At 39.3% G+C, this 19,988-nt stretch carries 23 protein-coding genes; 4 read left to right on the top strand and 19 right to left on the bottom strand.

Translation table 11 applies throughout. From position 1 onward, the window contains the following. Positions 1-12: 12 nt before the first annotated feature. The 9 genes from NSQ61_RS06910 to NSQ61_RS06950 all read right to left on the bottom strand — a co-directional run bounded on the left by NSQ61_RS06910 (position 13) and on the right by NSQ61_RS06950 (position 6,697). Positions 13-873, bottom strand: coding sequence for a DUF421 domain-containing protein (locus NSQ61_RS06910; RefSeq protein WP_066246610.1), 861 nt, complete (start codon positions 871-873; stop codon positions 13-15). Positions 874-887: 14 nt separating this feature from the next. Continuing rightward, positions 888-1,094, bottom strand: a complete 207-nt coding sequence (locus tag NSQ61_RS06915; protein WP_063389730.1) for a DUF1657 domain-containing protein — start codon at positions 1,092-1,094, stop codon at positions 888-890. 5 nt (positions 1,095-1,099) lie between these two features. Continuing rightward, the gene (spoVAE, locus tag NSQ61_RS06920; protein ID WP_063389729.1) at positions 1,100-1,456 is read right to left on the bottom strand and encodes a stage V sporulation protein AE; all 357 of its coding nucleotides are present in this window, start codon (positions 1,454-1,456) and stop codon (positions 1,100-1,102) included. A gap of 5 nt (positions 1,457-1,461) precedes the next feature. Then, positions 1,462-2,469: a stage V sporulation protein AD gene (spoVAD, locus tag NSQ61_RS06925; protein WP_063389728.1), complete on the bottom strand. Its 1,008-nt coding sequence runs from the start codon at positions 2,467-2,469 to the stop codon at positions 1,462-1,464. Position 2,470: 1 nt separating this feature from the next. Beyond that, positions 2,471-2,950: a stage V sporulation protein AC gene (gene spoVAC / locus NSQ61_RS06930; RefSeq protein WP_063389727.1), complete on the bottom strand. Its 480-nt coding sequence runs from the start codon at positions 2,948-2,950 to the stop codon at positions 2,471-2,473. Positions 2,951-2,963: 13 nt separating this feature from the next. Then, positions 2,964-3,410 (bottom strand): YhcN/YlaJ family sporulation lipoprotein, encoded by a 447-nt coding sequence (locus NSQ61_RS06935; protein ID WP_063389726.1) that lies wholly within the window; start codon positions 3,408-3,410, stop codon positions 2,964-2,966. Positions 3,411-3,466: 56 nt separating this feature from the next. Continuing rightward, the gene (locus NSQ61_RS06940) at positions 3,467-3,673 is read right to left on the bottom strand and encodes a DUF1657 domain-containing protein (protein ID WP_066246606.1); all 207 of its coding nucleotides are present in this window, start codon (positions 3,671-3,673) and stop codon (positions 3,467-3,469) included. A gap of 100 nt (positions 3,674-3,773) precedes the next feature. After that, entirely contained in the window at positions 3,774-4,520 is a 747-nt protein-coding gene (yunB, locus tag NSQ61_RS06945) for a sporulation protein YunB (RefSeq protein ID WP_063389724.1), read from the bottom strand. Positions 4,521-4,825: 305 nt separating this feature from the next. After that, positions 4,826-6,697 (bottom strand): IS1182 family transposase, encoded by a 1,872-nt coding sequence (locus NSQ61_RS06950; protein ID WP_340806465.1) that lies wholly within the window; start codon positions 6,695-6,697, stop codon positions 4,826-4,828. 351 nt (positions 6,698-7,048) lie between these two features. On the opposite strand from NSQ61_RS06950, the gene NSQ61_RS06955 reads away from it, so the two are divergent. Further along, the gene (locus tag NSQ61_RS06955; RefSeq protein ID WP_066246600.1) at positions 7,049-8,284 is read left to right on the top strand and encodes an MFS transporter; all 1,236 of its coding nucleotides are present in this window, start codon (positions 7,049-7,051) and stop codon (positions 8,282-8,284) included. A gap of 184 nt (positions 8,285-8,468) precedes the next feature. On the opposite strand, the gene NSQ61_RS06960 is transcribed toward NSQ61_RS06955, so the two are convergent. From NSQ61_RS06960 to NSQ61_RS06985, 6 genes are all read right to left on the bottom strand, one after another. Then, positions 8,469-10,166 carry an ABC-ATPase domain-containing protein gene (locus tag NSQ61_RS06960; RefSeq protein ID WP_340806467.1) on the bottom strand — a complete coding sequence of 566 codons (1,698 nt, stop codon included), beginning with the start codon at positions 10,164-10,166 and terminating at the stop codon, positions 8,469-8,471. A 15-nt stretch (positions 10,167-10,181) separates the two neighbouring features. Beyond that, positions 10,182-10,550, bottom strand: a complete 369-nt coding sequence (locus tag NSQ61_RS06965; RefSeq protein WP_063389720.1) for a helix-turn-helix transcriptional regulator — start codon at positions 10,548-10,550, stop codon at positions 10,182-10,184. A gap of 261 nt (positions 10,551-10,811) precedes the next feature. Continuing rightward, complete coding sequence (locus tag NSQ61_RS06970; protein ID WP_340806469.1) at positions 10,812-10,940, bottom strand: hypothetical protein; 129 nt, start codon at positions 10,938-10,940, stop codon at positions 10,812-10,814. An 832-nt stretch (positions 10,941-11,772) separates the two neighbouring features. After that, a complete protein-coding gene (gene cotJC / locus NSQ61_RS06975) occupies positions 11,773-12,342 on the bottom strand; it encodes a spore coat protein CotJC (protein WP_063389715.1) in 570 nt (189 codons plus the stop codon). Positions 12,343-12,387: 45 nt separating this feature from the next. Further along, complete coding sequence (locus NSQ61_RS06980; RefSeq protein ID WP_063389714.1) at positions 12,388-12,648, bottom strand: spore coat protein CotJB; 261 nt, start codon at positions 12,646-12,648, stop codon at positions 12,388-12,390. Positions 12,649-12,653: 5 nt separating this feature from the next. Next, on the bottom strand, positions 12,654-12,893 hold the full coding sequence (locus NSQ61_RS06985; protein ID WP_063389713.1) for a spore coat associated protein CotJA: 240 nt from the start codon (positions 12,891-12,893) through the stop codon (positions 12,654-12,656). Between the two features lie 239 nt (positions 12,894-13,132). Between NSQ61_RS06985 and NSQ61_RS06990 the strand changes: the two genes are divergently transcribed. Together NSQ61_RS06990 and NSQ61_RS06995 are read left to right on the top strand one after the other, a co-directional pair. After that, positions 13,133-14,617: an aldehyde dehydrogenase family protein gene (locus NSQ61_RS06990; RefSeq protein WP_340806471.1), complete on the top strand. Its 1,485-nt coding sequence runs from the start codon at positions 13,133-13,135 to the stop codon at positions 14,615-14,617. A gap of 468 nt (positions 14,618-15,085) precedes the next feature. Then, positions 15,086-15,226 (top strand): hypothetical protein, encoded by a 141-nt coding sequence (locus NSQ61_RS06995; RefSeq protein WP_198318524.1) that lies wholly within the window; start codon positions 15,086-15,088, stop codon positions 15,224-15,226. Positions 15,227-15,802: 576 nt separating this feature from the next. Here NSQ61_RS06995 and NSQ61_RS07000 read toward each other — a convergent pair. Continuing rightward, positions 15,803-16,036 carry a hypothetical protein gene (locus NSQ61_RS07000; protein WP_340806476.1) on the bottom strand — a complete coding sequence of 78 codons (234 nt, stop codon included), beginning with the start codon at positions 16,034-16,036 and terminating at the stop codon, positions 15,803-15,805. 53 nt (positions 16,037-16,089) lie between these two features. On the opposite strand from NSQ61_RS07000, the gene NSQ61_RS07005 reads away from it, so the two are divergent. Then, positions 16,090-16,941 (top strand): superoxide dismutase, encoded by an 852-nt coding sequence (locus NSQ61_RS07005; RefSeq protein WP_082830427.1) that lies wholly within the window; start codon positions 16,090-16,092, stop codon positions 16,939-16,941. A 5-nt stretch (positions 16,942-16,946) separates the two neighbouring features. Here NSQ61_RS07005 and NSQ61_RS07010 read toward each other — a convergent pair whose 3' ends face one another. From NSQ61_RS07010 to odhB, 3 genes are all read right to left on the bottom strand, one after another. Then, entirely contained in the window at positions 16,947-18,389 is a 1,443-nt protein-coding gene (locus NSQ61_RS07010) for an NAD(P)H-hydrate dehydratase (protein ID WP_311067247.1), read from the bottom strand. Positions 18,390-18,438: 49 nt separating this feature from the next. Beyond that, on the bottom strand, positions 18,439-18,645 hold the full coding sequence (locus NSQ61_RS07015) for a DUF6501 family protein (RefSeq protein WP_063389709.1): 207 nt from the start codon (positions 18,643-18,645) through the stop codon (positions 18,439-18,441). Positions 18,646-18,719: 74 nt separating this feature from the next. Then, a complete protein-coding gene (odhB, locus tag NSQ61_RS07020) occupies positions 18,720-19,979 on the bottom strand; it encodes a 2-oxoglutarate dehydrogenase complex dihydrolipoyllysine-residue succinyltransferase (RefSeq protein WP_130157576.1) in 1,260 nt (419 codons plus the stop codon). Positions 19,980-19,988: the final 9 nt, after the last annotated feature.

The raw sequence follows: 19,988 nt of genomic DNA on the forward strand, positions 1-19,988 counted from the left end.
CCACCCTTTCAGTCAACCTTGCAAAAAAGGCGTTAATGTTTTGATCATTTCAGCTATTTTTTTTCTATTTTTTATATACATGTTTTTCGCTTCCGTATTTTCAGTTTGCAGAGCGTATAATTCAAAATCTGCCTCCACTTTTTTAAGGGATGAAAGAAGAAGCTGTTTTTCAACAGGTTCAGGCACTTTTACTTTATCATCATATAAATCAACAGTGAGTTGTCCATATGAATCGACTTGGGCTAAAAAAACATTCTCGACGGCGACTCCTAATTGATCGAGTTTTTCTTTCAGCCATCTTCGATTCAAACCGGTCGTTGAAAGAGCTTCGTCCATAATTTTTCCGTCCATTATGACGGTTTGCGGTTCTTTAACAGGGGCAACGTTCGTTTTGATATCTCCTACCGTTATAGGCTGTTTTTCTTTTTTTAGCAAAATACTCAGTTCACCAGTAGTTTCCAAAATAGCAAATTCCACATCACTGGCATGATGGACATTATTTTTCCTCAATTGTTCCAACAAAGCGGCCAAAGGATATTTTTCTTTCTTTAAATTTTCCTCCATGATTTTTCCGTTTTTAATAAAAACGGTCGGTTTTCCTTCAATAAATTGCTGAAACGACGGACTTTTCATGGAAATGAATGAAATAATAACCGGAATCATCACCCATATGGCAATGCTGATAATACCGTTTGTTAAATTTAAATTCGTATCCATTGACAGTGTCCCGGCAATGTCACCAATGGTAATGCCGACGACGTATTCAAAAAAGGAAAGCTTGGAAAGCTGTTTTTTTCCCAATAGTTTGGAAATGAAAAATAATCCAGCTATTATGGCAAGTGAACGAATAATGACTTCAACCCACTCTGGCATGTTCATCCCTCTTTTCAAAAGCCTTTATACTCAGGTTCCTCAAACTCCAGCTCTCCAATTCGAGACTTTACATCATTGATAATTTCTTCAGATATTAACATGTTTTCGTGAAAAACTCGTTTCGTTTCTTCATCAGTTGACGTAATGGCCAAGTTTTGCAATCCCGCATGAATGCTTTTTAAACTGGCCAGCGTTTGCTTGACCTGTGATGCTACTGTCAATCCAATCACCCCTTCGGTTTAAATAAAAGCGCTCCGATAAAACCAAAAATAATAGCTGCTGAAATACCGGAGCTAGTCACTTCAAACATACCTGTTAAAACGCCGATCAATCCATGTTTTTCTGCTTCTTGCAACGCTCCATGAACGAGAGAATTTCCGAAGCTTGTAATCGGAATGGTTGCACCTGCACCCGCAAAATCGATAAATGGTTCATAAAGCCCGAAACCGTCCAAGATGGCTCCAATCACGACAAACGTACTTAATGTATGAGCAGGTGTTAAATGAAACACATCAAACATGATCTGTCCAATTACACAAATTAATCCGCCTATGACAAACGCCCAAAAAAATGACGCAACCAAATGTTTCACCCCCTGAATTCAATGGACACAGCGTGTGCAATGCACGGAATGGTTTCATTTTGCTGGAACGTTAGCGGAGAAAGCAGCGCCCCAGTTGCGACAGCGAGAATTCGCTTCAGCTCGCCTTTTTTCATCCGATTTAATAAATGGCCGTATACGACAATTGCCGAGCAGCCCGCCCCGCTTGCACCGGATAAAACTGGTTGTCCTTCCCGATAAATCATTAAACCGCAATCCTGAAATTTTTCCTCATCCATTTGAACTCCATTTTTTTCAAATAATTCAAGAGCGACGTTGCGTCCGATTTTTCCTAAGTCGCCTGTTACAATTAAATCATAGTAGTCCGCATCAATATTTAAATCGCGGAAATGCGCTTCTATCGTATCAACTGCTGCCGGCGCCATCGCACCGCCCATATTAAACGGATCAGACATGCCTAAATCGACCACTCTGCCAATCGTTGCCGAGGTCACGGCAGGTCCTTTCCCTTCATTGCTTAACAAAGCAGCTCCTGCACCCGTGACTGTCCACTGTGCAGTCGGTGGCTTTTGCCCACCGTACTCGGTCGGATAGCGAAATTGTTTTTCGATTGCCGTATTATGGCTGGCCGCACCAGTCAGTAAATATTTTGCTCCGCCGTAATTGACGATAAATGCGCTTAATGCCAGCCCTTCCATCGACGTAGAACAAGCGCCGAAAATGCCGAGATAAGGAACGCCGAACGTTCTTGCTGCAAAGCTGGACGGGGTGATTTGATTCACTAAATCTCCGGAAATAATAAATTCCACCTGTTCTTTTTCAATGTTTCCTTTTTCAATTGCTTTGTAAAACGCTTCTTCAAAAAGCACTTTATGAGCTTTTTCATAAGAGTCCTCACCCAACCACAAATCTTCGTGAAGAAGATCAAAATCGTCGGCTAGTCTGCCATTTGCTTCAAACGGCCCGCCAACGGTAGCGGTTGAAATGATCACGGGTTGATTATGAAATACCCAAGTGCGATGTCCTTTCAGCATTTCAAAAACCACCCCATTTAATTAAAATCGTTTTGATTAAAGCAACTACAAATGCAGAAAATGTTCCAAATAAAATAACAGATCCGGCCAATTTAAACATGTTCCCGCCTACACCGAGGACAAATCCTTCTGTTCGGTGCTCAATCGCTGCAGAAATAACAGCATTTCCGAACCCTGTGACTGGTACAGCGCTTCCGGCACCGCCAAATTGAGCAATCCGGTCGTAAACACCAAATCCGGTCAAAAGCATAGATAAAAAAATCATCGTGGCAACAGTCGGATTTCCAGCGGTTTGTTGAGTAAAATGAAAAAAGTACATGTAAAAAAACTGTATCGCTTGTCCGATGGAGCAAATAATTCCACCGACTAAAAAGGCTCGTAAACAGTTTTGGACAACAGGTCTTTTCGTTTCATTTTTTTTCTCCAATTGATAGTATTCCTGCATGATTTTCGTTTGAAGTTTTCTTTGCTCATTCGCCATCGAAAACACCTTCTTATGTTTCTTCTCTGCTTAATTGAATAATGTTTTCCACTTTCTTGTTCATTTCACGCTTGTCCAGATTTTCCAGTTTGTTAATTAATTTTTCTGTTTCCCAATAAATTTTCATGTCGCTTGAAACGGTGACATCATAATCTCGGAAAGATTTTTTTAATTTTTTTTCAATTGTTTTTTCCTTTTGTTTTAATTGAAACCGTTTCATATGATCTAATTGAAAAGCAAGCAATAGCTTGCGGTCTGTATTGACGCTTATGGCTTTGGGAACTCCATCATAGCTTTCCGCTATTTCCTCCGCCTTTTTCGCGACCTTTTGATTAAAAGGAGCGTTCTTCGTCGAATAATTGATTTTTGTCGGTTGTTCTAAAGTCGGATCGACCATATCGTTCTGTTGGCATGCTGAGAAAACAAAAAGGAAAGTGAAAAAGAATATAAAATGTTTCATCCTGACCAGCTCACTCTTATTTGTGATGTGTTGAAAAGGTTGGTAAATACCAACCTTTACTGTTGTTTATATTGAGGCTCTTCATTCTGGATTTGCTGCAAGCGGGTATTAATTAAATCAACAATTGACTGTGTTTGCTGCGCAGCCTGTTGATAAATCTGTTTTGCTTGCTTGTTTTCCGTTTGCAGTGCAAACGTTTCAAAGCTTGCTTGAGCACTTTTTAATCCTGCTAATGTTTGTTGAACTTGAGTTGAAACTGTCAATGTCAATTCCTCCTTTTTGTTGTTACAAGTTTAATATTTCCTAAATGCCCAAAAGTAAAAAAGGGATGTTCTTCCCTTATATCCATTTTATTCCGTATTATTATTTTGATTTTTCAGGCATAATGACAGCAGGTGCCGAACCAGTCCCGCCGCTGTTGTAAAACTGCGGAACTTTTCCTTCAATAAATAAATCACCAATTTTCACTGAATTTTCTATTTCCATATCTTTTGAAATCGAAGGAATAATGACGTTAATTTTAACTAAAATGTCCATATAAATTTCTAAATAAGCGTTATTAATGCCAATTTCCTTATATTTTGTGCTAATTTCTGAATTAACTGAACCAATAAGTTCAAAGCGTACGGGAACTTCAGGACCTAAATGGGAGATGAGCGCATTGTTTGTTATTAATCCGAGTGGAATATGATAAACCAGGCCTTTTCCATCTGGGTTTTGATTGACGGGGATGCCGTCTTCCGATTCAACCTCCACATTCCCATCCAAATATTGCTGAATATAAACGGTCGCATCTGAAATAAGACGGTTATAAATTTGGGAATTAAAGCTGTAAGTCGCCGTTTCGTCTGATTTCTTTTCATGAATAATGATCAATTCCTTCATATCAAGTTTTTCTGCTATTTTTTTCGAAACAGCATCATGAATTGCATGTTCGGCAATTTGCCTCGTCTTTGTTTCCGCTATTCTGACCAATGTCGGTTCAATAATGGCATTGATCAGCCATAAGCTGTATGCTGTCAAAACATTGAAAATGACAAATGTAATTAAAAAAACATATTTAGCCGGCAGAGGGCCGCGTCTTCGTCGTCTTCTGAATTTTCGGTACAAAAGAATTTCCCTCCCTTTGTACCAATATATGTAGAAAAGAAAGCTGATTAGAAGCTAAAATAAAATTGGAATCAACTGTAACTAATAAAGAATCGTGAAAAAACAATACTATAACTGTTGGAAGATGTTCTTCCAAACACAACTTAGGAAGAGGTGCTTTTATAATGAGAAAAATGGGGTCCCTCTTCAAAATGGGAAAAAAACGCTCCATGTTTCCTAAGAACCGGCAAAGAAACAGCATGATGTGGATTTCTTTAGTCGGTTTGGGGGCTGCAGCATTATACGGATTTGGCAGACGACAAAACTTATTCGCTAACATCATCAAACCGCTGCAACAAAAATTTGCAAACAGTCAAATTCAACAAATCATGCCAAACCGATAAAAGAAAACGGGGGCTGTCCGATAAGTCCCTAAAATGAAGCAAGTGGAGAAAAACAATTCGTTTCTCTCCACTTGCTTTTATATTTTTTCGATTTTTATCTGAAAGTAGCTGGCGGATGCCGGCTACTTTCAGTATGTTGTGGGCTAATGCCACAATCCCAAACTCAACATGTACCTTGTCGAGGCCCCGCAAAGAAAATCTGCGGAACGACCGATTGCCCTTGATGTGACCGAACACACTTTCTGCCTCGACTTTGCGTCGAGCGTAGATGGCGGCTTTCTCTTCACATTCAAGGGCTGTTTTGGCCTTTGCTTTCATTTCTTCGAAGATGGGATTCCAGTGAACTTGACGATTTCCCTTCGCTTTTGTGCATTTCGCTTTCAATGGGCAATCGGTACAATCTTCACATTCGTATATTTTGAAGCTTTGTTCATAGCCAGATGGATTCTTTTTGTTTTGGTATTTTTTAAACGTTACTCTCCTTCCATTCGGGCAAATAAAACAATCATCCTCTTCACAATAGGTCCAGTTTTTGGCATTTTTAATGTCTTTTTTGTATGTACGTGTTTGTTCTTTTACATAGCTCCCATAAGGAATTAGAAACTCAAAACGGGGCTCTTTCTCATCACCAACTGCATATACATAGTTTTCTTCACTACCATAGCCTGCATCCGCAATGACCGTTTTGGGCATCGGTAATGAACTGGAGGCTAGCTTCTCCATATGTGGGATAAAGCAACGTGTATCGGTCGGTCGTTGATGAATGGTATAAAACAAGATAAACTGATTCTCTGTCCCCATTTGCACGTTGTATCCGGGCTTGAGCTGACCGTTTTTCATATGGTCTTCTTTCATGCGCATGAAGGTTGCGTCTTTGTCTGTTTTCGAGTAGCTGTTACGGTCACCGAACATTTCCTTTTGTTCCTTGTATCTTGCCATTCGGGGCAGGAAATCTTCACGAATTTGTTTCACCGATTTCTTTAATTGACTGCGTTTTTTTCGCTTCTCTTTCCGAATGGATGTATCGGTCTCCTTTTCGATTTCTTCCGTTAGCGTTTCAACTTTTTCTTCTATTTCTTTTGCGATTTCCTCCATGTTTTGTTCGGTGATCTCTGTATGTTGATCGCTTTCCTTTTGCCCTGTTCCGGCTTCTAATTGGGTTAATTCATGAATGTGCTTTAGTGTTTCTTGGATTTTTTCTTTTAATTTCTCTTCGAATTTCAAAGTGGATTTTTTCCACACAAAAGAATACTTATTGGCATTGGCTTCGATCTTAGTGCCATCCAAAAAGTAGTTTTCCATCGTGATGTAATGTTCTTTTATCAATTTGAGAATCATGACTTCAAAGAGCTCATCCATGAAAGCTTTCATCCGTTCCCCTCGGAACTCATTAATGGTGCGAAAATCTGGTTGTTGCATCGCTGAAAGCCACATGGCAGGAATATTTTCTTTAACGAGTTTTTCGATTCCTCGGCAGGAATAAACCTTTTGAGAATAAGCATACAGAATGATTTTCAGCATCATTTTGGGATGATAGGAACTTCTGCCGCCGCCTTTATAATGAGAAAACAATTGTTTATCTGGTATCGCCTCCACCATTTCGTCCACGACACGTGCCACGTGATGTTCGGGTATAAGAGATTCAATATCATAAATCATTTGAACTTGACGGTTGTCATATGGTTTGAAAGTAGGGGCTAAATTTCTTTTGGCAGGAGTTTTTTCTTCTTTTCCATCTAGAGGAAGTGTCATTTGTGTGTTATAATTTTCACGAGTAATCATTTGATTGCTCATAAAAAATCGTCCTTTCTGTAATGTTGTGTGGTAACTTCATTTTACTAGAAAGGACGATTTTTTTGTGCATTTTTTTTAAAAAGTGAAAAAATGAGGGGCTCCAAAAAGTCAGTTACCCTGACTTTTTGGACAGCCCCTTTTTTTGTAATATGTGTCAGTTGCAACTTTTTCAACCCATCGCTGTTCTAGATTTTCCATCGATTTGTGAATTTTCTTCTCCAGCTTCTATTAAAAAGAAAAGGCAACCAATCCATTGAGTTCCTTTGAAAAATTTGTATAATAGAGTAGTTGGTAATTGTTCGAGTATCTAAATATTTTTGTTTTTACGACACAGGAGGTGCCATCAAATCCATGAAGGATTCTGCCGTTCATACCGCCAAGCCGCCGCTTTGGACAAAATCATTCATTTTGTTAATTATCGGAAATTTATTTGTTTTTATGAGCTTTCAAATGCTTTTGCCTACTTTGCCGCCGCAAGCGAAAGCAATTGGAGCATCGGACATTGAAATCGGGCTTGTTACAACCCTTTTTTCCATCGCTGCTGTTGTCATTCGACCGCTCATTGGTTTTCTTCTTGAATCAGCGAAACGAAAATGGCTCGTTATAACTGGAGCTGTAGGCTTACTCTTTTTAACCCTTTCATACTCGCTTACATCGATTGTTTTTTTATTTTTAATTGTCCGCCTCCTTCACGGTTTTGCCTGGGGATGGTCAACAACAGCAAATGGAACGGCAGCTGTTGAATTGGTTCCAACGAAACGCCTCGGAGAAGGAATGGGCTATTATGGTTTATCTATCACCATTGGGATGATCATCGCTCCTAGTTTTGGCATTTTGCTTTTTCAACATTTAGGATTCCAGCCGCTCATCATCGGTTCCGCCATTTTCGGTGTCATATCGATTATCGCCCTTTCATTAGTTCAATACAAAACGCCAAAGTCTGTTTTAGAAAAATCAATGCATGTAAAGGATTTTTCTTTTTTTCGCTCACTCATTGATAAACATGGGGCGTTTCCTGCACTGATTACATTATTATCAGCTTTCGGTTATGGGGGAATTGTCACGTTTATCGTCATATTCGGCCAAGAAAGAGGGATCGATCAAATCTTCTTATACTACTTATGTAATGCGTTGGCGGCAACTGCTGTACGACCAATTTCAGGAAGGTGGTTTGATCGAAGCGGTCCTTGGCTTCTTGCCATTGTTTGCTCATTCTTAACATTTATCGCCTTTTGGGTTTTATCTTTCACATACTCAGTCGGAATGCTTGTTTTAGCTGGTATTTTATTTGGCGCCGGTTTTGGGTCACTGCTTCCTGTTTTGCAATCATGGGTGCTTTCTAAAACACCTGCCGATCGGAGAGGAGTCGCAAACGGAATGTATTATTCAGCATTGGATGGAGGAATAGGAATAAGTGCGGTTTTTCTAGGCTTCTTATCATCCTATGTTGATTTAGGAACGATTTTTCAATTATCAAGCATTTGTTTTTTCATTGTTATTCTGCTAGTTTTAATTGATTATTTAAAAGAGAAAAAGAAAACGGACAAGCGGGAAAACCAGCAAGTTCATGCCAAATCGTTTTCGTAACGAGCATTGACAGATTCAAAGCTTGCGACTCCCGCGCCCGTTTCACGCCGGCAAGCTTGCGGTCGAGACCGTCTAAGCAAAAGAAATGCTCGGAGTCTCTCGCTTTCTTTGCGCCTCAAAATTGGGGCACCCGTCAGTTCGTTGATGATGATAGAAAAATTTTTTATGGAAGAAAGTCTTTTCTTCATTCCCGAATTTTTAACGCCCTAATCCGGTTCAAAGCTGCCGCTAATTCAAATCTTCTTACATACGCCAATTCACCTTGATGACCATGATGGGCCGAAAAACTTTGGAGACCGTCCTGATTGATCTTATTTTCTACGAAATCAAGCAATTGTGATACTGTTAAGCGTCTGTCAAAAAGGTTTGTCCGTTCGATATACGATAATATTTCTCCAATCATTCTTGTCTGGCTTTCGTCGACCAGCTGTTCTACATAAGATAAATCAATTTTTTCTAGTCCATATTGAATTTCAGAAAGCCGGCAAGCAATTTTAGATTTTTTCCCTTTTCTGCTGTTCAAGCTGCCTGATTCCGGAATACGAAGCTTCCATTCTCCAAATTTCTCCCCTCCTTCATGCTTTCTTCCGGTTTTAATTTGACAGGCAATCTGTTTTGCTTCATGTGTGACGTCATAAGGCTTATAATGATCCATTTTAATTACGCGATCCGCAACGGAAAAGTAATCTCCCGATCCGCCCATAACTAAAATTGTTGAGACATCAAAATCCTGCTTCAATTGTAAAACTTTATCGATAAATGGAGTAATGGGTTCATGCTCTTTATGAATTAATGCTTGCATTCTGGCGTCCCGAATCATAAAGTTTGTTGCACTTGTATCCTCGTCGATCAATAATGTTTTTGCTCCTGCTTCTAGCATTTCCATTATATTGGCTGCCTGCGATGTACTGCCGCTTGCATTTTCCGTAGAGAAGGATTTTGTGCTTTTTTGAAACGGCAGATTGTTAATAAAAGCGGAAATATCCACCTTCTTTATACTGCGGCCATCTTCGGCACGTATTTTGCATGCTGAACGGTCCGTCAAAACAAATTCACGGCCGTCCCCTTCAATATGGTCATAAACACCATGCTCGAGCGCCTTTAATAAAGTGCTTTTTCCATGATAACCTCCTCCAACGATCAAGGTGATGCCTTTGTATATAGCCATGCCCTTCAACGGTTCTTGCCGATGCGGAACAGGAATTGAGACTTCCATTTCCTTTGGACTTTGAAAAGGAACAGCGCCTTTCAACGGCTGATCACTTACGCCGCTTGCACGCGGCAAAATTGAATTATTTGCAATAAACGCTATTATTCCTCTCTCTTTCATATAGGAGCGGATCGCCATTTGCTGGTCGCAAAGCTGAATCGCGCCCTCAATATCTTTCCCCTTCACAGAAAAGACAGAATGCCGCAAAATTTCGGGAAGTAGTTGAAAAAATATTTTTTTGGCTTCCTTGCCTAATATTGTTCTCCCTTGAGCCGGAAGACCGATTGAAAGACAAACTGTAATATCGTTTTCTCCTATCTGAACAGCTGTCCGTTCTAACACCTTCTGCCCCGGTTTGTCAATCATGATCAGCCCGCTTTTTCCAGAGCCGCGTACGTTATTTTTCAAATTAGAAATTGCTTGAAATACTTCGCGGACAATCATATCTTCACATCTTATCTTTCTTTGCCGGCTGTTTGTCCATTTTTGTAAAAAAGCCGTTTTGCTTCTAGCGATCAATATTCTGATTTTCGAAGGACTTGCAAACGGATCGCCCTGTACATAATCAATCAACAATTCAAAATCAGGAAACTTGTACGAGCCTTGAATCTGTTTGTACGCTTTATATCCTTTGCCATCGATTTGTTCCAGCTTTTTTGCAAGATTGATCATAATACTCCTCCATATTTATGCAAAATTGTCTCGTATAGCTTTTTCAATAATTGCTTTTGAGCGGTCCAGCTCTGCTTTTAGTTGTCTTTTATATTGTTTTGCTTTTTCATAATCGACAAACTGATAATAGACAACCTCTTGAAACTCGGCTCCTTCCTTTTTTCGTTTAATTTGTTTTAAAATGCCGTCTTTTATTAAATCATGAAGCGCTTTGTACAGCTCAGAATGATTCGGACGGTAGCCATACGGGCGAAACTCTTCCCGCAGTTCATCCAATATTTTAAAACCGTACAGCCGCTTCTTTTCCGTCATCGTGATTAAATATAATTTTAAAAAAGCTCGCTGCTTCAATAAAAAGCCGCTAGGTTTTCTTTTTTCCGTCATCTCTCCATCCATCTCCTTTTTACAATAATATAATTATGTAAACTTATAGTTTTCCGATCCTTTTATTTTAATCATAATATAAGTTCATATAAAAATATATCTTTTTTTCATTTAGAACATTGTTTGCAAAATGAATTGTCACATAATATGACAAGACCTCCATGCTATTTGTTAAAATATTTGTTTAAGCATAAAGTGGAATGGCATTCGGCTGTTGGTCAATCCGAAAGTCTTTTCCTCTACCACCGAATCTTGACCTTTTTAAAATTTCGATTGCTTCTCGGAAGCATCGGGCATGCAGGCATAATGCTTCTTTTTCGCGATATCCATGCCAACGATGAGCGTTTGATCGGTGACTTGATTAATCTTCTTGTTTGAGATAGAACTCATGTATAGTCCTCCTTGGTATCCAAATTAGGGGGCAATTAATCCGATTGACACCCCCGAATCATACCAAGAGGGCTTTTTTTATTCAAGTCCCCGAAAAAACTTCTAACAGGAATGTTCCTTATAGGCTTTTGTTTATTCTTTGCTATGGCTGTTCCTAGCCTAATCATTTACTTTGTTTCTTTAGGAGTTAATCATTTCTTAGGAGACTATGTAAATTATAGCTCTCGGTCAGACTTATACATTTTTCTTTATTGGTAAGTGCAGTAGCACTCGTTTATATGCTCAGATTTATGGTAATTATTAAAGGACTCGCAGCATCGCTCATAATACCTAACTGGATCACTTACATTTTTAAGTTTTCTTTTGCATAGATAGCTGTGTATTTTCCATACAGTATGTTATAAATAACCATTTAAGTAATGTGTCCATTTTTCAAGGAGGAGAGTTACTTTTATCCTTTTTTGTTGCATTTTTATTTTTAGGGTGTGCCATTCTTTTCTAACCTAGATGATATATCAAGGATAAAATTGGGATAGACATAGTAGAAGTAGAAAATACTATGTCTTCATAAATATTAAGAAGGAGGATATGATTTTGAATTTTATTCATGGGCTAAAGAAAATGGATTAAGTAATGCAAAATACACTATTTTTGTACGTGAACAGCTTCAATTGATCGATTGTACAGCTGCTTGTATTATTTTAAAAGAAAGAGAGTAAAAAAATTCGATCAATGCTGTCAATCTTGGATATTACCAACAATGTTCTGCCTGAAACATAAAAGGAGCATCCAATAGATGAAAGTACGTCTGATTGGATGCTCCTTGAACTTCTTAAAAAAACTTTTTACGATCACGTTCTTCTTTTAAAATTTCCACCGCCTCTCGAAAACGTTGCGAATGAACAATTTCTCTTTGGCGCAAAAATCTTAATCCGTCATTTAAGTCTGGATCATCTGACATATCGATAATCCATTGATAAGTAGCTCTTGCTTTTTCCTCGGCAGCTATATCCTCATACAAATCAGCTATCGGATCCCCTTTTGCTTGAATATAAGTCGCAGTCCACGGAGTTCCAGCAGCGTTGTTATAAAACAAGGCGCTGTCATGATTGACATAATGCTCGCCTAGTCCTGCTTCCTTTAATTGTTCCGGTGTCGCATCTTTCGTCAATTTATACACCATTGTTGCGATCATCTCCAAATGAGCAAATTCTTCTGTTCCAATATCCGTTAAAAGTCCTACTACTTTGTCGGGGATCGTGTATCTTTGATTCAAATAGCGAAGGGCGGCGGCAAGTTCTCCATCTGCTCCGCCGTATTGTTCAATTAAATATTTTGCAAGTTTTGGGTTGCACGTACTCACCCTGACAGGATATTGTAGTTTTTTTTCATAAAACCACATGTTCTTTCTCCTTTCATCGTATGAGTATAGTTAAACGGATTAAAGCTATACTTGCCATGGCCACGGCATCGTTCCCCAGCTCCAGTTCGCGTCTGAAAAGCTGTTTCCAAATTGCTGCAGCGCACCGAATTTTGATTCAAACATTTGCTTCAATTGTTTTGAGTATTGGGCATATTGGTTAAATTGCTGGATTGCTTCTATATCATTTGGATGAGTGTCTAGATAAAGCGATAATTCAACAAGCACGAAATCAGCCGCTTGAATTTCTTCAAGGAGCTGATAGTACTCTTGAGGAAGCTCCTTCATTTTGGCTACCTCCCTTTTTTCTCATACGGATTTTCGTAATAGTCATAAAAAAATCGCCAAAGAGTCCCTTTTTTTAATGCTTCTTTTGCGGAAAATTGCTGCAAGTTCGGCGGCTGAAAACCGAGGAAAAGGTTTGGCGGTGTGGAATAGTATTTGACACCGATTGGTTTACATGGATCATATCTGCTATGAAAAGGACGATATGATTTTACGGTCGTAAAAGATTTTTGATGCTTCTCATTCATAGTCATCACCTCTTTGAAGTTCATTTCTCTTTATACGATTATTCTTAAATAGTTTGTCTTGATGACTGAAATAAAGTTGTTTTCTTAAGTTTTCTGCGGCCATCCAGCAGTTGTTGGTCAGGAGATTTTTGGTAATTTTTAAAAAATGGGTTGAAATATTCTGAATTTTCCTTTATTATAAAACTGTATTTCGTTCATCCAGAGTTTACACAACGAAAAAAAAATTAGGAGGATGATCGATGAGTCAATTAATCGCTAATGTTGAAGGGAAAGTAGCGGAGTTTCTAAAAGGGAAAAAAAAGTTGTACATTAATGGTGAATTTGTCGAAAGCGTTTCCGGCAAAACGTTTGACACTCCTAATCCAGCAACTGGAGAAACTCTTGCAACGGTTTATGAAGCGGACAAAGAAGATATTGACCGTGCTGTCCGTGCGGCAAGAGCTGCTTTTGACAGCGGGCCATGGTCCAAAATATCAGCTGCTGAACGAAGCCGATTATTGTACAAACTGGCGGATTTACTGGAAGAAAACAAAGAAGAACTAGCTCAGCTGGAAACGCTGGATAACGGAAAACCGATCCGGGAAACTAGAAATGCAGATATTCCGTTAGCCATTGAACACTTGCGTTACTATGCCGGATGGTCTACAAAAATAGTCGGGCAGACCATTCCTGTCAACGGACCATTTTTCAATTATACAAGACATGAACCTGTTGGTGTTGTCGGCCAGATTATTCCATGGAACTTCCCGCTTCTAATGGCAATGTGGAAACTTGGTGCCGCTCTTGCAACTGGTTGTACAGTCGTTTTGAAGCCTGCAGAACAAACTCCACTTTCAGCCCTTTATTTAGCAGAGCTTATTGAAGAAGCAGGTTTCCCACCTGGGGTTATCAACATAGTACCGGGCTTTGGGGAAACAGCTGGGCAAGCGATTGTTGATCATCCTCTGGTAGATAAAATTGCTTTTACCGGATCGACGGAAGTTGGCAAGCTGATAATGAAAAATGCCGCACGTTCACTGAAGCGAGTTACGCTGGAATTAGGAGGCAAATCGCCGAATATTATTTTGCCGGATGCTGATCTGTCAAAAGCGATTCCAGGTGCATTAAACGGTGTAATGTTTAATCAAGGTCAAGTATGCTGTGCAGGTTCTCGTGTGTTTATTCAGAAAAAACATTACGATAATGTATTAGCAGATATGGTCTCCCATGCCCAAAATATCCGCCAAGGCTTTGGTCTGAATCCGGAAACAGAAATGGGGCCGCTCGTATCTGAAGAGCAGCAGTCAAGAGTGTTGAATTATATTGAAAAAGGAATTGAAGAAGGCGCAGAAGTTGTGACCGGCGGATCTACGCCATCTGAAAAAGGGTATTTTGTCACTCCTACAATTTTTGCTGATGTTGAAGATAAAATGACAATTGCCAAAGAGGAAATATTCGGTCCGGTCATTGCTGCATTGCCTTTTGAAGATTTAGATGAAGTTATTGATCGGGCAAACAACAGCGAATACGGCTTAGCTGCCGGTTTATGGACGAGAGATGTGGCCAACGCTCACTATGTCGCCAATCGCTTGAGAGCAGGAACTGTTTGGGTCAACTGTTATAATGTATTTGACGCAGCTTCTCCGTTTGGCGGATACAAACAATCAGGTATCGGTCGCGAAATGGGTTCATATGCTTTGAACAACTATACAGAAGTAAAAAGCGTGTGGATTAGCTTAAATTAAAATATATAATTCAGAATAGCGCCTGTCTAAAAAACAATATCTAGGCCCCACAGAAAATGATTTCTGTGGGGCTTTCCAGTTGTCGAGAACTTCTCCTAAAAGGTTGAGTTCCGCCTGCTTTAGTACTTTCTGCATTGAGAAAAGCTCGGGCATTTCCTCTGTGAAAAACAACAGAAACAGTAATTGTCCATAATACAGCAGAACACCCCTTCCCTGTTCGGCTTTAAATTAAAAAAAGCGTTGTCTTCTCTGCTTTTTACAAATTAAAGGACGCACAGCATCAAAAAGGAATTACAGGGAAAATCGCGATATAAAATGAACATTGTTTCTAAAAATCTTTCAAAAACAGAAATGAAGAGGATTATGAAATCTTTAAAGGAAAACCAAGTAACGGGATAAATCAAGTAATTTAATATATGAAATCTGTAAAAATAGTAAACAAAATGAATTTAAAGGGTGTATAGACAGATGAAGCTATTATTTGAGATTGAAGAATATGAGGATACAAAAGATGCTCCTTTTGAGCTATCCTTTTATTTCTACAAAAGATTATATATGTATATTGTTGAAAAAGGACAAAAACAACATTCCGTGATGGTCTTTTATTAGATATCGGAGATTACTTGATCAAATTCAGTAATGAAAAATAGTTCAAGGGACCGTAGAAACTCATGAGAATGCTTTAAAATATCACATTAAAAAAATCCCAAAATCGTCTGTTTATTGATTGTTGTATAATGATTCAAGCAAACAAAAAGTACTGGATTGTCATTTCACGGACTTTGTTAAAGCTTTTATAAAGGAATACCAAGATATATAGACGACATTTTAAAGCAGGATGAAAATGCGTATGATGATAATATTTTTGTTATGATGGCAGATCTAATCAAGAAGTTACATAGTATTTGTTGTTAAAATGAAATTTGAATGTACTTACTTCTGTCATTAAAGTAGAGTTTGTCTATTAGTTTCCAAAAAAGCTAAAGAAGCTGACGTGCTTATTTGAAAAGATGAAAAGTATACTGTTCAATGAACGATGTTTGGGCAGATTGAACTTAAGGGGCTGTCCAATTAGTTGATTTCACGGTATTGGATCCCCTTTTCATGTTCAGTAATGCTGATATATCAGCATTTCTTGATTATTGAATTCCAATGGATGTATCCTTTTGGGACAATCCCCTGATTTTATTTTGCATTGATATGCATGGCATTTTTCATACATAATTCAGGCAGCTGCTCTTTTTTAATAACAAGACCGAGTATTGACAAACAAATTTCTTCCCATCCAGCCTCTCCTCTCATATAAAAAATGCACGTCTTCAAAAAATCATCCGTTTTTAATTGGTGAAAAACCGCTTTAAGGAGCTCCCCTCTTCCATCTAAAAAAAGACGCGCTTCTTTTAGTTCACCCTTTTTCAAATTGCTTCATATAGTATTCTGGACGATTGAATGAAAAGGAGGATTTTGTTGTCTTGAGTGAATCGTATATTAATGAATTAAAAAAATGGTGTGATGATCTTTATGGAAACATCATTTCAGAACACCCTTTTGCAAGCGAATTCGAGGAAAAAATAATCCGTTTCAAAACAGAGCTGGACAAAGCCGAGTCCGTTTCAGAAAGCGAACTTTATGAACAGGCGAATCAATTGTATGATGAATTCAGATCATTTATTGAAGGTGAAGATGACCGGTCTTTGGCTGTGCCGATAGGACAACATAAGCTCCCTCCTCTTCCCTATCGATACAATGCGCTTGAGCCGTATATTTCAGAAGAAATCATGAGGCTTCACCACTTGAAACACCATCAAAGCTATGTAGACGGTTTAAACAAGGCGGAAATCGAAATGGAAAAAGCACGGAGAACAGGAGATTTTTCATTGATTAAACATTGGGAACGGGAAGCAGCTTTCAATGGGGCAGGCCACTATTTGCATACAATTTTTTGGAATGTCATGAACCCAAAAGGCGGGGGCGAGCCAAAAGGTGAATTAAAGGAAGCGATCAAAAATTCATTTGGAAGCTTTCAAGCATTTAAAAAGCATTTCAGCGAAGCTGCAAAAGCAGTCGAAGGCGGAGGCTGGGCGATATTAGTATGGTCCCCCCGTTCAAGAAGATTGGAAATATTGCAGGCGGAAAAGCATCAAAACTTAAGCCAATGGGATGTCATTCCTCTTCTTGTATTAGATGTTTGGGAGCATGCATACTACTTGCAATATAAAAACGATCGGCAAAAATATATCGATAATTTTTGGAAAATCGTCAACTGGCCAGAAGTGGAACAAAGATTTCAAACTGCAAAAAAAGTCATTTGGAAGCCATATTGATAAGGCTATTCGAATCGTTTCATCACTTCCGGCAAAATGTCTGGAATATCGCCCGCAAGCATTGATCTTACACCTTTCGTTTTTACAAACAGATCTGCACATAAACCGTGTAAATAGACTGCATTTGCCACAGCTGCTTTTTTGTTCTCATAATAGGACAAAAAAGCAGCGATGATTCCCGTTAATGCATCTCCGCTTCCGCCTTTGCCCAAAGCAATGTTTCCAGTTGGATTGATCATTCCTGTTCCATCCGGAAATGCAATCACTGTATATTGGCCTTTTAAAACCACAATGACATTTTCTTCAACGGCAAATTTAGAAGCAGCTTCGATTCTGTTCTTTTGTATATAGCTGATCGGCTGATCGATTAAACGGCTAAATTCACCCGGATGCGGTGTTAACACAATAGGATGTTGTCTATTTTTCGGATATGTGCGTTTATGTAACGCACCGGCATCCAGCACAACAGGCCAATCGTTTTGTAAGATGGATTGAATGGCTTTTTCGGTCTCTTCTCCAGGAACGATACCTGGTCCAATTGCACATACTGACAGCTTTTCCGGGAATTCACCATCTCCTGCTTTTATAAGACCTTCAAAAAAATAAGTTGCTTCAGGAATTTGCCCGGCGATGGCACCGGCTACAAATGGTGTTGTGCCGATCACAAGCTTGCCAATTCCTGCCCTCATAGCTCCCTTCGCAGCAAGAAGCACACTTCCCGGCATTTCGTCGGAGCCAGCAATTAAATAGCCTGTTCCAAAAGTGCCTTTATGGGAAAAAGACGGATGGTTCGGCCATGTTTGCTTCACATCTTTTTCTGTCCAGACCTTCCATTTCCCTTCTTCCTTCAGGCCGATGGACACAACTTCCTTTTTTCCGTAAAAAGATGAAGAAGGCAGCAAAAAGGCTGATCGCTTATATCCGTGGATGCTGATGGTGACGTTTGCTTTAACCGCTATTGGCGCTTCTCCGGAGTCGGATAAAACTCCTGAAGGAACATCAACGGAAACGACAAAAGCGTTTTGTCCATTAATCCATTCAATGATGTTTTTCACATCATCTCTTAGCGGATGCCTTGCACCGACCCCCAGCAAAGCGTCAACGATGACTTGGTAATGATTTTGTTCATATTCGGCTGTTTCGAGAAAACCGCTGTTTTTATAAAAAGCGAAATGATGCTTCGCTGCTTCACTTTTCGGTGCCCCAAGCGGAAAAGAAAGATCGGCATGGTAGCCGTTTTGTTTTAAATATCTGGCCAAAACAATTCCATCTCCGCCGTTGTTGCCTTTACCGGACAATATTAAAATGCGATCATCTTTTTTTACATACGAAACAAGCTTTTGAAATAAAGAGCGCCCGGCGTTTTCCATCAACACAATAGAAGAAAGGCCATTTTTTTCTGCCAGATTGTCAATGTTGCGAATATCCTCTTCAGTATAAACGAACACGAACAACACCTCCTCTCAAAAAGGAAAGAAAAAATAAAGGGATGATTAGCTATTTTGCCTCTTCAAAATATTCCTTGTAAAATCCGCCTACTTTTCCGGAATTGTCGATAATAAAATAATACTCTTCCGTTTCGTTCAAGACATCATAAGTTTGTCCAGGTGTCAATACATTATTTACCATATACTTTTTTGCATTTGTATGTAAACATACAACTTTTTTATTCGCTTTTTTGTTTTTCCATGATAGATGATTCATGTTTGCCACTCCTTCATTCGTTCGTTTTCATATGAAAAGAAGAACGCGGAATGCGTTCTTCCTTCATTAGTGATTTACCCTTCCAGCAAGAGCTGCTCTGGATCCTCCAACAGCTTTTTGACAGTTGCCAAGAAGCTGACAGCTTCTTTTCCGTCAATAATACGGTGGTCATATGATAAAGCAATATACATCATCGGACGGTTTTCAATGCGCTCTTCGTCAATCGCAACTGGGCGAAGCTGGATTTTATGCATCCCTAAAATACCGACTTGAGGTCCATTTAAAATCGGTGTTGACAATAAAGATCCGAAAATACCGCCGTTTGTTATCGTAAATGTTCCTCCTTGCAGATCCGAAAGCGCAAGTTTATTTGCTCTCGCTTTTGCTGCAAGATCGGCAATTTCTTGCTCGATTTGAGCAAATGTTAAACGATCTGCATCTCTTACAACAGGAACAACCAAACCTTCATCTGTAGAAACAGCTACTCCAATATCATAATATTTTTTCAACACAATTTCATCGCCTTGAATTTCCGCATTCAGTAGAGGGAATTTTTTCAAGGCTGCGACAACTGCTTTTGTAAAGAAGGACATAAAGCCTAAACGAACGTCATGCTCCTCAAAAAATTGATCTTTTCTCCGTTTGCGGATGTTCATAACTGCTGTCATATCCACTTCATTAAAGGTTGTCAGCATAGCTGCTGTATTTTGAACTTCTTTTAGACGTTTGGCAATGGTTTGTCTTCTGCGGGACATTCTGATCCGTTCCACAGGCTTCTGATCTGCAACCGTTGCCTTTTGTGTTTCTTGCGGTTCTGGTTTTGGTTTATTAGGGGCTTTTTCTTCCGCTTTTGGCGCTTCATAATATGCAATATCTTGTTTGCGAACACGACCGAGCGGATCAGCCGTCGGCACGGCCGATAAGTCGATTCCTTTTTCACGTGCAAGCTTTCTTGCTGCAGGTGTTGCGATTGGGCGCGGTTTGCCTGCAGACTGTTCTTCCGATTCCACTTGAACTGTTTGCTCCTCTAGATTTTGCTCTGGAGCGGCTTCTACTTTTTGTTCTGGCTGAGGGCTGCTTGCCTGTGGAGCTTCACTTGCGCCTTCATCGATGATTCCGATGACTTCGCCAACTTCGACAACATCGCCCTCATTTTTAAATACTTCTTTTAAAACACCAGCATGTTCAGCAGTAATTTCAACATTGACCTTATCGGTTTCCAGCTCAAGAATGTATTCGCCTTTTTCAATTTTATCGCCAGGTTTTTTCAACCATTGAGAAATTGTACCTTCTAAAATGGATTCTGCTAGTTCTGGAACTTTAATTTCAGCCATTTTTTAAAT

It is taken from the genome of Aeribacillus sp. FSL K6-1121 (assembly GCF_038003725.1).
GTDB lineage: Bacteria > Bacillota > Bacilli > Bacillales > Aeribacillaceae > Aeribacillus > Aeribacillus composti.